This window comes from Streptomyces sp. NPDC001156, from assembly GCF_053598275.1.
Window position 1 is genome coordinate 1 of the sequence record NZ_JBSFJX010000058.1, and the last position, 13,624, is coordinate 13,624.

A 13,624-nucleotide genomic window follows, 5' to 3' on the forward strand; every position below is an offset into this window, starting at 1 on the left:
CGGTTACATTCCGAACCCGGAAGCTAAGCCTTACAGCGCCGATGGTACTGCAGGGGGGACCCTGTGGGAGAGTAGGACGCCGCCGAACAAATCTTCAGAGCGGGTCTCCGAACTTCGGTTCGGGGACCCGCTCTTTTGCGTTGCCTGTCACATTGCGTTCACTTTGCCGCATCAGCATCCGAGCCATGGGTACTGCTGGAATGCTCAAGTCCGCGGGCGTCGGCCATGGTGACGAGGTCATCGTGCCGGCGTTCGGGAACATCGAGGTTGCCGAGGCCGTGACCCTGGCCGGTGCGACCCCGGTCTTCGCCGACATAGATCCGGCGACGTACTGCCTGGACCCCGCGGCCGTCGAGGCCGTGGTCTCCTCGCAGACCGCCGCGGTGGTCGTCGTCCATCGCTTCGGGCAGCCGGCCGACATCGCGGGCCTGCACGAGCTCGGGCAGCGGCACGGTCTCCTGGTGCTGGAGCAGGGGGAGTCCGAGACGCCGTACGCCGAGGTCGCGCAGCGGCGTGAGCGGGCGGCCTACCTCGACGGGCGGCTGCGAGGCGTGTGGACGCCCGAGAGCAGCGGCGGCCACACCTATCAGCAGTACGTGGTGCGCGTGCCGGGCAACGGCCGGCCGGACCGGGATGCCTTCGCACGGGCGGTGCGGGCCAGGGGAGTTGACTGCCGGGTTCCGGTGAAGACTCCGGTGCACCGGATGCCGGACTTCCGGCGCGATGTGTGCCTTCCGGAAACCGAGCGCGCCGCGGATGAGACGCTCTCATTGCCGGTGGACGCGTCGCTGACCAAGCGGGAGATGAACCGGATCGTCTCCGCGTGCAACGCCCTGGGCGGGCTGCTGCAGCCCGCCTTCTGACCAGGGCTTGTGGTTGGGAGCACACGCCAGTTCGGGGTATGATCTGATCCGTTGCCGCGAGGGAAACCTCAAAAGGTGACCGGCCCCTATAGCTCAGTCGGCAGAGCGTCTCCATGGTAAGGAGAAGGTCAACGGTTCGATTCCGTTTGGGGGCTCAGAGAAAAGGCCTCGCCCATAAGGGCGAGGCCTTTTTGATGTCGTGAACTCCTAAGGGGAGCCCGGGAGTTCCCGGGCTCCAGGTCACTCCTTCGGAAGGCCCGGCACGCGCATGGCGAGGATCGCCATGTCGTCGGACGGAGCGTCGGACGCGAAGCGCTCCACCGCGCGCATGATGCGCGCCGCCACCGCTCCCGCCGTCAGGCCCGTGCAGGTCGTCAGGACGTCCGTGAGTCCGTCGTCGCCCAACATGCGCGTGCCCTCGCGGCGTTCCGTGACGCCGTCCGTGACGCACAGCAGGACGTCGCCCGGATCAAGCGTCACGGTCTGCTCGTACAGCTCCAGGTCGTCCATGACACCGAGGAGCGGCTGCGGTTCTGCGGCCGGTTCCACCGTCCCGTCCTGACGCAGCCGGAGCGGGAGCGGGTGGCCGGCGCAGACCACCTTCAGGACCGCGCTGCCGTCCTCCTGCGGCCACAACTCGCCGTAGAGGAGCGTCAGGAAGCGACTGCGGGCGCCCTCGTCGAGGATCGCGGAATTGAGGCGCTGCAGGACCGCCGGTCCGCCGAAGCCCTCGCGTGCCAGCAGACGCAGGGCATGGCGGGCCAGGCCGGTCACCGCCGCCGCCTCCGGGCCCGTACCGCAGACGTCGCCGATGGCAAAGCCGTAGGCCCCGTCGCGGATCGGGAAGAGGTCGTAGAAGTCGCCGCCGACCTCGTTGCCCTCACCGGCCGCGCGGTAGATGACCTCGACCTCGACGCCGTCGACGTGAGGCAGCTCCGGCGGGAGCAGGCTGCGCTGGAGGGACTGGCTGATGGCCGTGCGCTCCGAGTACAGCCGGGCGTTGTCCAGGGCCAGGGCGGCCCGGCGGCTCAGGTCCTCGGCCAGTTCCAGGATCTCCTGGCGGAAGTGCTCGTCCGTCGGCTTGCCCAGCGTCAGCATGCCGATGACGCGGTTGCGCGCCACCAGGGGCAGTACGACCGTTTCGCCGCCGACCGCCGAGGCCGTCGCGAGCGTCGTCCCGATGCCGGAGCTGACCGTGGGCGGCTCGCCCAGGCCGAGGCTCCGCATGGAGGTGCGCAGCGCCGCCCGGTGGGCTTCGTCGCCGGGGGCCGGCCAGACCCTGGCGCCCGGCGTCGGGATCGGGTCCGGCGGCGGGATCTTCGACAGAAGCGCCTTGAGGCCGTCGATGCGCTCCTCGTCCTCGTGCAGGACGTAGGAGAGGTACGGCTCCGAGGCCTGGTCGGCGATCGTGTACACGGCGCACCAGGTGGCTAGCGTCGGGATCGTCATCTGGGCCATGAGGGCCAGCGTCTGGTCGCGGTCCAGGGTGCCCGCGAGGAGGTCGGAGGCTTCGACCAGGAAGCTCAGTGAGCCGCGGCGCAGCCGTTCCAGTTCGCCGAGGCGGGCCGATTCGACGGCGAGGGCGATGCGGTCGGCCGCGAACTGCAGGCGCAGCGCCTCCTCGTTGGAGTAGCGGGAGGACGCCTCGGCCGCGACACCGAGGGAGCCGGTGAGCCGGCCCTCCACCTTCAGCGGGACCGTGACCACCGAGCGCATGCCCGTCCCGCCCAGCAGGGGCACCGCGCCCGGTACGGCTGCCAGGTCGTCATGGACGGCCGGCATGCGGGCCGAGCCGTAGCGGCCGGGGCCGGCATCCACGGGGACGCGGGCGAAGCGCTGGCGGGCGGAGGGCAGGCCGGTGGAGGCGCGGACCTCCAGCTCCGTCTCGTCGTCGGTGGCGAGGAGGAGGAAGGCCGCGTCGCCGTCCAGCATGTCGCGGGCGCGCTCCACGGTGCGCTGGAGCAGACCGTCGAGGTCGTCGGGGGCCGGGGAGCCGATGAAGACTTCGAAGGGGTCGGTGGCCTTGCCGTCGGTGGCGGTCGTCGTGTCGGGGGCCGCTCCGCGCATCGGGGTCTGCAGGACGGCGCGCTCGTGGTCGCGTACCAGCAGACAGACCGTGGACGGTTCACCTGCCGTGTCGCGTACGCGCAGGTGAGAGGCGTAGACCGGGGTCACTCGGCCGTCCGCCGCGCGGATGCCGTAGCTGCCCTCCCAGCGGGAGAGCCGCAGGGCCTCGGCGACGCCTGTTCCGGTGCCGGGGGTGTGCGGCCAGGCCGTCAGGTCGGTGAGCGGCTTGCCGGTGACCTGCTCGGCGGGGTACCCGAACAGTTCCTCCGCGTCCTCGTTCCAGGCGGTGATGGAGCCGGTGCGGTCGATCTGGACGACCGCGACGCGGACCCGGCCGTCGGCGAGCGGAAGGAGGTCCGCGGGCAGTGCGGGGCCCGCACTGCGGGTGCCCACCGGGCGCTCGGGCAGGTCCAGCTGGAACCAGACCTGTTTGTGCGTGGGTGTGTACTCGACGCCCCAGCGGCCGGCCAGGGCGGCGCACAGCTGAAGGCCCCGACCGCCCTCGCGGTCGGGGCCGCCCATGTTGATGGCGCTCGTCTGCAGCGGGATCTCGCGTTCCGGATAGCGGTCGGCGACCTCGATGCGGACGCCGTCGTCACTGCGCAGACACAGGACGTCCGCGGCTGTGCCCGCGTGGACGACGGCGTTGGTGACCAACTCGCTGGTGAGGACGACGGCGTCGTCGACGATGTCGGCGAAGCCCCACCCCTGGAGGGTGTCCCGGACGAAGGACCGGGCGGTCGCGACGGATCGTCCGACGGGCTCGAAGCTGGCGGCCGCGCGCGCGGTGATCACAGAACTCCTCGTCCCGGTCTCGACATGCGGGGCTGCCGGGCCGACCCGCTCCTGCCGAGGCAGTTGCTGGTTCCCCGCGTGCCGGGGATCCTGGGGTGGTCCCCCGGGATGCAGTCCGGTCGTCATGGTGCGGCGCCCCTCCGATGCCTGCCCGCTCGTGCTCATGTGACCGCCCAGGCCGGTCGGACCGGTACGGCTGGACAGCCGGATGCAAGGTTACTTACCTTCGCCGTCCATGCGGATGCCGGTCGCAGGTGTTTACGTCCTGAGGGTGTGCGGAGCGTGTGCGAAGCTGCCGAACTGTTATGGCCTGGTTCAGGCATGGTGAAACACTGGGCAAGCTTCCATGTGGACGTCCGGGCGGCCGAGTGTCTTGGGCCGTTCCGGGCAGGAGCACGCGCGTGCTTCCCGTGTATCGGGTGGCACCAAGCACCAGTGACCGGTAAGTCGAGCGGTCATCCTGAGCACAGCAGTGATGGTCGACCCCTGCGGGAGGGACACAGTGGAGTCTGGCGCAGCGACGCGGGGCACGAAGCCGCGCGCAAAAGGCGGACAGTCCCTGAGTAACCAGCGCAAAGCACGCAATGGAACCACCCCGGTCGACACGGCGGCGCTGAACCGGTTGCTGGCGGCTCTGGTGTCGATGCGGGACGGCAATTTCCGCAAGCGCCTCACGGTCACCGGCGACGGCGTGATGGCCGAGATCGCCGCCGTGTTCAACGAGGTCGCCGACCGGAACCTGCACCTGACCGGGGAACTGGCGCGGGTGCGGCGCATGGTCGGACGTGAGGGCAAGCTCACGGAGCGGCTGGAGACAGGTGCGTGCGAGGGCTCCTGGGCGGCCGCGATCGACGCCTCCAATGCGCTCGTGGACGATCTCGCCCGTCCTGTCTCCGAGGTCAGCCGGGTGCTGTCGGCGGTGGCGGAGGGCGACCTCTCGCCGCGCATGGAACTGCGGGCTCCGGGGCCGGAGGGGACCGGGCATCCGCTGCGCGGGGAGTTCCTGAAGGTCGGGCGCACGGTCAACAACCTGGTCGATCAGCTGTCGACGTTCACCGACGAGGTCACGCGGGTCGCCAGCGAGGTGGGCACCGAGGGCAAGCTGGGTGGGCAGGCCCGGGTGCGCGGTATGTCCGGTTCGTGGAAGGACCTCACGGATTCGGTCAACACCATGGCCTACCGGCTGACGGCACAGGTGCGGGACATCGCGCTGGTGACCACGGCGGTCGCCAAGGGTGATCTGTCCCGGAAGGTCACGGTTCACGTGGCCGGCGAGATGCTGGAGCTGAAGGAAACCGTCAACACGATGGTGGACCAGCTCTCCTCCTTCTCCTCCGAGGTGACCCGCGTCGCCCGTGAAGTGGGCACCGAGGGCGAGCTGGGCGGCCAGGCGCAGGTGCCCGGTGTGGCCGGTGTATGGAAGGACCTCACCGATTCGGTGAACCTCATGGCCGGCAACCTGACGGCTCAGGTGCGCGGGATCGCCCAGGTCACGACAGCGGTCGCCAGCGGCGACCTGTCGCAGAAGGTGACCGTCTCGGCACGGGGCGAGGTCGCGCAGCTCGCCGAGACGATCAACCAGATGACCGAGACGCTGCGCACGTTCGCGGACGAGGTCACCCGCGTCGCCAACGAGGTCGGTGGCGAGGGCCGGCTCGGCGGTCAGGCGAATGTGCCGGGTGCGGCGGGAACGTGGAAAGACCTCACCGATTCGGTGAACACGGTCTTCCGGAATCTGACCACTCAGGTGAGGGACATCGCCGCCGTGACGACGGCGGTGGCCAGCGGTGACCTGTCGCAGAAGGTCACCGTCGACGTCGCCGGCGAGATGCTGGAGCTGAAGAACACCGTCAACGGGATGGTGGATCAGCTGTCCGCGTTCGGTTCCGAGGTCACGCGCGTGGCGCGGGAGGTCGGGGTCGAGGGTGAGCTGGGCGGCCAGGCACAGGTCCCGGGTGCCGCCGGCACCTGGAAGGACCTCACGGACTCCGTCAACACCGCGTTCCGGAATCTCACCGGACAGGTGAGGAACATCGCTCAGGTGACGACGGCGGTGGCCAACGGCGATCTGTCGCAGAAGGTCACCGTGGATGTGTCCGGCGAGATGCTCCAGCTGAAGAACACCGTGAACACGATGGTGGACCAGCTCTCGAACTTCGCCGAGCAGGTCACGCGCATGGCCCGGGACGTCGGCACCGAGGGCCGCCTCGGCGGCCAGGCCGTGGTGCCGGGCGTCAGCGGCACCTGGAAGGAACTCACCGACTCCGTCAACTTCATGGCGGGCAACCTCACCTCGCAGGTGCGGCAGATCGCCCAGGTGACGACGGCGGTGGCCCGCGGTGACCTGTCGCAGAAGATCGACGTGGACGCGCGCGGCGAGATCCTGGAGCTGAAGAACACCATCAACAACCTGGTGGACCAGCTCTCCGCCTTCGCGGAGCAGGTGACCCGGGTGGCCCGCGAGGTGGGTACGGAGGGCCGGCTCGGCGGTCAGGCGCAGGTGCCGGGTGTGGCCGGTGTGTGGCGTGACCTCACCGACTCCGTCAACGGCATGGCCGGCAACCTCACCACCCAGGTGCGGAACATCGCGCAGGTCGCGACGGCGGTGGCCCGCGGTGACCTGTCGCAGAAGATCGACGTGGACGCGCGCGGCGAGATCCTGGAGCTGAAGAACACCCTCAACACGATGGTGGACCAGCTCTCCAACTTCGCGGAGCAGGTGACCCGGGTCGCCCGCGAGGTGGGCACCGAGGGCATCCTCGGCGGCCAGGCCGAGGTCCAGGGTGTCTCCGGCACCTGGAAGGACCTCACGCAGTCCGTGAACTTCATGGCGAACAACCTGACCATCCAGGTGCGCAACATCGCCGAGGTCACGACGGCGGTCGCCAAGGGCGACCTGTCCAAGAAGATCACCGTCGACGCCAAGGGCGAGATCCTCGAACTCGTCACCACCGTCAACACGATGGTCGACCAGCTGTCGTCCTTCGCCGAGCAGGTGACCCGGGTGGCCCGCGAGGTGGGCACCGAGGGCATCCTGGGGGGTCAGGCGCACGTCCCCGGGGTCACGGGCATCTGGAAGGACCTCAACGACAACGTCAACCTCATGGCCAACAACCTGACCACGCAGGTGCGCAACATCTCGCAGGTCGCGGCGGCCGTCGCCAACGGCGACCTGACGCGGACGGTGACGATCGAGGCGCGCGGCGAGGTCGCGCAGCTGGCCGACACCTTCAACACGATGGTGAAGACGCTGAGCTCGTTCGCCGATCAGGTCACCAAGGTGGCCCGTGAGGTGGGCACGGACGGCATCCTGGGGGGTCAGGCGCACGTACCGGGTGTGGCAGGCACCTGGAAGGACCTCACCGAGTCCGTGAACCAGATGGCGTCCAACCTGACCGGCCAGGTGCGCAACATCGCCATGGTCACCACGGCCATCGCGAAGGGCGATCTGACCAAGAAGATCGACATCGACGCGCGCGGCGAGATCCTGGAGCTGAAGACCACCATCAACACGATGGTCGACCAGCTGTCCTCCTTCGCCGAGGAGGTCACCCGCGTGGCCCGCGAGGTGGGTACGGAGGGGCAGCTCGGCGGCCAGGCCCGCGTCCGGGACGTCGACGGCACCTGGCGCGACCTGACCGAGTCGGTGAACGAGATGGCCGGGAACCTGACCCGGCAGGTGCGCGCCATCGCGCGCGTGGCGACCGCGGTGACCCGCGGCGACCTCAATCTGAAGATCGATGTGGACGCCTCCGGCGAGATCCAGGAGCTGCAGGACTACATCAACAAGATGATCGCCAACCTGCGCGACACCACGATCGCCAACAAGGAGCAGGACTGGCTCAAGGGCAACCTGGCCCGTATCTCCGCTCTCATGCAGGGCCGGCGCGATCTGGAGGACGTGGCCTCGCTCATCATGAGCGAGCTGACGCCGGTGGTCTCCGCCCAGCACGGCGCGTTCTTCCTCGCCATGCCGCTCGTCGACGGCAAGGACCTGGGCACCGACGCGGACGGCGCCTACGAACTGCGCATGCTGGGCTCGTACGGCTACTCCATGGGCTCCATGCCGACGTCGTTCCGGCCGGGTGAGGCGCTCATCGGCACGGCCGCCATGGAGAGGCGCACGATCCTGGTGGAGAACGCGCCGAGCGGCTATCTGAAGATCTCCTCCGGGCTCGGCGAGGCGCCGCCCGCGCAGGTGATCGTCCTTCCTGTGCTCTTCGAGGCGAACGTGCTCGGTGTCATCGAGCTCGCCTCCTTCACGCCGTTCACGCAGATCCAGAAGGACTTCCTCAACCAGATCGCCGAGATGATCGCGACGAGCGTCAACACCATCTCCGTCAACACCAAGACCGAGGTGCTGCTGAAGCAGTCGCAGGAGCTGACCGAGCAACTCCGGCTGCGGTCGGAGGAGTTGGAGCAGCGGCAGAAGGCGCTCCAGGCGTCCAACGCCGAACTGGAGGACAAGGCCGAGCTGCTGGCCCAGCAGAACCGCGACATCGAGGTCAAGAACACCGAGATCGAAGAGGCGCGGCAGGTCCTGGAGGAGCGCGCCGAGCAGCTCGCCGTCTCCATGCGCTACAAGAGCGAGTTCCTCGCCAACATGTCGCACGAGCTGCGTACACCGCTCAACTCCCTGCTGATTCTGGCCAAGTTGCTCGCCGACAACGCCGAGGGCAACCTCTCGCCGAAGCAGGTCGAGTTCGCCGAGACCATCCACGGCGCCGGCTCCGACCTGCTCCAGCTGATCAACGACATCCTCGACCTGTCGAAGGTCGAGGCGGGCAAGATGGACGTCTCGCCGACGCGTATCGCGCTCGTCCAGCTCGTCGACTACGTGGAGGCCACCTTCCGGCCGCTGACCGCGGAGAAGGGGCTCGACTTCTCCGTACGGGTCTCCCCGGAGCTGCCCGCCACGCTGCACACCGACGAGCAGCGCCTCCTGCAGGTGCTGCGCAACCTCTTGTCCAACGCGGTGAAGTTCACCGACACAGGGGCCGTGGAGCTGGTCATCCGGCCCGCAGGCGCCGATGTCCCCGTGGCCATCCGGGAGCAGTTGCTGGAGTCCGGCTCGCTGCGCGACCCGGACGCGGAGGTGATCGCGTTCTCCGTGGCCGACACGGGCATCGGCATCGCGGCCAGCAAGATGCGGGTGATCTTCGAGGCGTTCAAGCAGGCGGACGGCACCACGAGCCGCAAGTACGGCGGTACGGGTCTGGGGCTGTCCATCTCGCGGGAGATCGCGCGGCTGCTCGGCGGCGAGATCCATGCGCAGAGCGAGCCCGGACGCGGCTCGACGTTCACGCTGTACCTGCCGCTGCACCCGAGCGAGCTGCCGCCGCACGGCTACTCGCAGCTCGCGCCCGCCATGGCGGCCGACGAGCTGCTGGCGTCCGAGGCGGAGCGCGCCGCGTCGGGCATCGAGACCCCGGCCGAGGTGAAGTCGTACCAGGAGACCCAGAACGGGCCTGCGGCGCTGTTCAGGCGCAGGCGCAGGGCGGTCTCCGCGAGCGCGCAGCAGTCGGGCGCGGAGGAGCAGTGGTCCGCGGACCAGCAGGAGCGGGTCGTGCCCCGGCAGGGCGTGCGGTTCGACAGCGAGAAGGTGCTGATCGTCGACGACGACATCCGTAACGTGTTCGCGCTCACCAGTGTCCTCGAGCAGCACGGCCTGTCGGTGCTGTACGCCGAGAACGGCCGCGAGGGCATCGAGGTCCTGGAACAGCACGACGATGTCGCGGTCGTTCTGATGGACATCATGATGCCCGAGATGGACGGGTACGCCACGACGACGGCGATCCGGCGGATGCCGCAGTTCGCGGGGCTGCCGATCATCGCACTGACCGCGAAGGCCATGAAGGGCGACCGGGAGAAGGCCATCGAATCGGGCGCCTCGGACTATGTGACCAAGCCGGTGGACCCCGATCATCTGCTGTCCGTGATGGAACAGTGGATGCGTGAGGAGTGACGTAATCCTGAATGTTCACTCGGAGTTGCTGAGTGAGTGCGACCGGGGCCGTGTAGAAGTGCGGTGCAGGGGGAACCTTCTGGTCTCCTGCTGCGTTTCTGCTATGTGCACAGTGACATCGCGGTGACAGGGTGTGGCGACAGGCGGGGTGCGGCTACGATGACCGGCACAAGGACGGGCGGCGCAAGGGAGTCGTCCCCTGGGGTGGCGTCGGGCGGCGTCACCTCGAGTCCTGAGGACAGGGGAGGCCCCAAGCCGGGGCGAGGAGGGCGGGCCATGGTGCAGAAGGCCAAGATCCTCCTGGTCGATGACCGGCCGGAGAATCTGCTGGCGCTGGAGGCCATCCTCTCCGCGCTCGATCAGACGCTGGTCAGGGCATCGTCCGGGGAGGAAGCGCTCAAGGCGCTGCTGACGGACGACTTCGCGGTGATTCTGCTGGACGTGCAGATGCCGGGAATGGACGGTTTCGAGACCGCCGCGCACATCAAGCGGCGCGAGCGGACCAGGGACATTCCGATCATCTTCCTGACCGCCATCAACCACGGCCCGCACCACACCTTCCGGGGGTATGCGGCGGGTGCGGTGGACTACATCTCCAAGCCGTTCGACCCGTGGGTGCTGCGCGCCAAGGTCTCGGTGTTCGTCGAGCTCTACATGAAGAACTGCCAGCTGCGCGAGCAGGCGGCTCTGCTGCGGCTCCAGTTGGAAGGCGGCGGCAAGTCCGCGGCCGGGGAGAGCAAGGAGCCCGCCGGACTCCTCGCCGAGCTGTCGGCGCGGCTCGCGGCGGTCGAGGAGCAGGCCGAGGCGCTGTCCAAGCAGCTCGACGACGACTCGGCGGACGCGGCGGCGGTCGCGACCGCGGCCCATCTCGAACGCAAACTCACGGGCCTGCGCAGGGCGCTGGACGCCCTTGAGCCGGGCGCGGGCAGCGGCGCCGCATCCGTGCCGTCCCAGAACTGAGCCAGGTGCTCCACGGGTTGCCCCGCGCGCCGAGAGGCGCTTGCGCGGGGCGGCCCGGATCCACTGTGTTTGGCCCGCCGTTGATTCCGCGTCAGTTCGGTGCCATGCCCCGAGCGACACGAACGGGTGAAGCAGTGGGCACGCGTGTCACCTGTCGCCTCCACCGGTAATCTCACACCCATGGCCTCACGTCCCGCAGCCAAGAAGTCGCCGGCGAAGAAGGCGGCCGCTCCGAGGAAGGCTTCGGCGAAGCAGGCCCCCGCGAAGAAAGCCGCCGCGAAGAAGGCGCCTGCGCGGAAGGCCGCGGCGAAGAAGCCCGCCCCCGCGCCGGCGCCCAGCCCGACCGGGGGCGTGTACCGACTCGTACGCGCCCTGTGGCTCGGGCTCGCGCACGCCGTCGGGGCCATGCTCCGCGGCATAGGACGAGGCGCGAAGGGGCTCGACCCGGCGCATCGCAAGGACGGCCTCGCGCTGCTGCTGCTCGCTCTCTCGCTGATCGTCGCCGCGGGCACCTGGGCCAGTCTGAGGGGCCCTGTCGGCGACCTCGTCGAGATTCTGGTGACCGGCGCCTTCGGCCGCCTGGACCTGCTCGTGCCGCTGCTGCTGGGCGCGATCGCCGTGCGCCTGATCCTGCACCCGGAGCGGCCGGAGGCCAACGGCCGCATCGTCATCGGTCTGTCCGCCCTGGTGATGGGCGTGCTCGGCCAGGTGCACATCGCCTGCGGCGAGCCCGCGCGCAGCGACGGCATGCAGGCCATAAGGGACGCCGGCGGGCTGATCGGCTGGGCCGCGGCCACCCCGCTGACGTACACGATGGGCGACGCCCTCGCCGTACCGCTGCTCGTCCTGCTCACGTTCTTCGGTCTGCTCGTGGTCACCGCCACGCCCGTGACCGCCATCCCGCAGAAGCTGCGGCGGCTCGGCGTGAAGCTCGGGATCCTGCACGACCTCGAGGACGACGACTTCACCGACGACGACGAACGCTACGACGACCAGTGGCGCGAGGCGCTGCCCCGCTCCCGGCGGCGCGAGCCCGCTCCCGAGGAGTACAACCCGGACGGCGCCGAGCAGGAGGCCCTGTCCCGCCGCCGCGGCCGCCCACGCCGTCCCTCCGTGCAGCCCGCCCTGGGCCGCGAGATGGACGCCGTGGACGTCGCCGCTGCCGCCGCTGCCGCCCTGGACGGGGCCGTCCTGCACGGCATGCCGCCGTCCCCGATCGTCGCCGACCTCACGCAGGGCGTGAGCGTGGGCGACCGCGCGGAGCCGACACCGACACCGACACCGACGCCGGTACCGGCCGCGCGCCCGAAGCAGGAGAAGCTCCCGACCGGCTCCACGGTGCCCGACCTGACCAAGTCGGCGCCCCCGGAGCACCGGGACCTCCCGCCGCGCGCCGAGCAGCTCCAGCTCTCCGGGGACATCACTTACGCGCTGCCGTCCCTGGACCTGCTCGAGCGCGGCGGGCCCGGCAAGGCGCGCAGCGCCGCCAACGACGCGGTGGTCGCCTCGCTCACGAACGTCTTCACCGAGTTCAAGGTCGACGCGGCCGTCACCGGCTTCACCCGCGGCCCGACGGTCACCCGGTACGAGGTCGAGCTCGGCCCCGCCGTGAAGGTCGAGCGGATCACCGCCCTGACCAAGAACATCGCCTACGCGGTCGCCAGTCCCGATGTGCGGATCATCAGCCCGATCCCCGGCAAGTCCGCGGTCGGCATCGAGATCCCGAACACCGACCGGGAGATGGTCAACCTCGGTGATGTGCTCCGTCTGGCGGAGGCCGCGGAGGACGACCACCCGATGCTGGTCGCGCTCGGCAAGGACGTCGAGGGCGGCTATGTGATGGCGAACATGGCGAAGATGCCGCACATGCTCGTCGCCGGCGCCACCGGGTCCGGCAAGTCGTCGTGCATCAACTGCCTGATCACCTCGATCATGATGCGGGCGACCCCCGAGGACGTGCGCCTGGTCCTGGTCGACCCCAAGCGCGTCGAGCTGACCGCGTACGAGGGCATTCCGCATCTGATCACACCGATCATCACCAACCCGAAGCGTGCCGCTGAGGCGCTCCAGTGGGTGGTGCGGGAGATGGACCTCAGGTACGACGACCTGGCGGCGTACGGCTTCCGGCACATCGACGACTTCAACGCCGCGATCAGGGACGGCAAGGTCAAGGCGCCCGAGGGCAGTGAACGCGAGCTGCAGCCCTACCCGTATCTGCTGGTGATCGTCGACGAGCTGGCCGACCTGATGATGGTCGCGCCGCGCGACGTCGAGGACGCGATCGTGCGCATCACCCAGCTCGCGCGTGCCGCCGGCATCCACCTGGTGCTCGCCACCCAGCGGCCGTCCGTGGACGTCGTGACCGGTCTGATCAAGGCGAACGTGCCCTCCCGGCTCGCCTTCGCCACCTCGTCCCTGGCCGACTCGCGCGTCATCCTCGACCAGCCCGGCGCCGAGAAGCTCATCGGCAAGGGCGACGGGCTCTTCCTGCCGATGGGCGCGAACAAGCCGACCCGTATGCAGGGCGCCTTCGTGACCGAGGAGGAGGTCGCGGCGGTCGTCCGGCACTGCAAGGAGCAGATGGCGCCCGTCTTCCGGGACGACGTCACGGTCGGCAGCAAGCAGAAGAAGGAGATCGACGAGGACATCGGCGACGATCTCGACCTGCTGTGCCAGGCGGCCGAACTGGTGGTCTCCACGCAGTTCGGGTCCACCTCGATGCTCCAGCGCAAGCTGCGCGTCGGCTTCGCCAAGGCGGGACGGCTGATGGACCTCATGGAGTCGCGCAACATCGTCGGTCCGAGCGAGGGCTCCAAGGCGCGGGATGTTCTGGTGAAACCCGATGAACTGGACGGAGTGCTCGCCCTGATCCGTGGGGAGTCTCAACCGTAGGGATCCGGGCGGTCCCGGTTCGCCGCACGAGTGGGCTGCCCGAGTGAGTCCGTCCGCGCCCTGCGGCGCGCCCGACTGCTCG

General features: G+C 69.4%; 5 protein-coding genes, 1 tRNA gene and 1 rRNA gene. 6 read left to right on the forward strand and 1 reads right to left on the reverse strand.

Annotated features, from left to right (window positions below):
• From rrf to ACWDA7_RS25335, 3 genes are all read left to right on the forward strand, one after another.
• Positions 1–88, forward strand: a 5S ribosomal RNA gene (gene rrf, locus ACWDA7_RS25325); the annotation flags it as partial.
• Positions 89–200: 112 nt separating this feature from the next.
• Complete coding sequence (locus tag ACWDA7_RS25330) at positions 201–863, forward strand: DegT/DnrJ/EryC1/StrS family aminotransferase (RefSeq protein WP_450606541.1); 663 nt, start codon at positions 201–203, stop codon at positions 861–863.
• 82 nt (positions 864–945) lie between these two features.
• Positions 946–1,018, forward strand: a tRNA-Thr gene (locus ACWDA7_RS25335).
• Between the two features lie 85 nt (positions 1,019–1,103).
• Here the strand turns inward: ACWDA7_RS25335 and ACWDA7_RS25340 are convergent.
• Positions 1,104–3,851: a SpoIIE family protein phosphatase gene (locus ACWDA7_RS25340; RefSeq protein ID WP_450606480.1), complete on the reverse strand. Its 2,748-nt coding sequence runs from the start codon at positions 3,849–3,851 to the stop codon at positions 1,104–1,106.
• Between the two features lie 376 nt (positions 3,852–4,227).
• Between ACWDA7_RS25340 and ACWDA7_RS25345 the strand changes: the two genes are divergently transcribed.
• The 3 genes from ACWDA7_RS25345 (at position 4,228) to ACWDA7_RS25355 (ending at position 13,542) form a co-directional block, all read left to right on the forward strand.
• Positions 4,228–9,690 carry a HAMP domain-containing protein gene (locus ACWDA7_RS25345; protein WP_450606482.1) on the forward strand — a complete coding sequence of 1,821 codons (5,463 nt, stop codon included), beginning with the start codon at positions 4,228–4,230 and terminating at the stop codon, positions 9,688–9,690.
• A gap of 276 nt (positions 9,691–9,966) precedes the next feature.
• The gene (locus ACWDA7_RS25350; protein ID WP_359397992.1) at positions 9,967–10,650 is read left to right on the forward strand and encodes a response regulator; all 684 of its coding nucleotides are present in this window, start codon (positions 9,967–9,969) and stop codon (positions 10,648–10,650) included.
• 180 nt (positions 10,651–10,830) lie between these two features.
• On the forward strand, positions 10,831–13,542 hold the full coding sequence (locus ACWDA7_RS25355) for a DNA translocase FtsK (protein ID WP_450606485.1): 2,712 nt from the start codon (positions 10,831–10,833) through the stop codon (positions 13,540–13,542).
• The last annotated feature ends 82 nt before the right edge of the window (positions 13,543–13,624 follow it).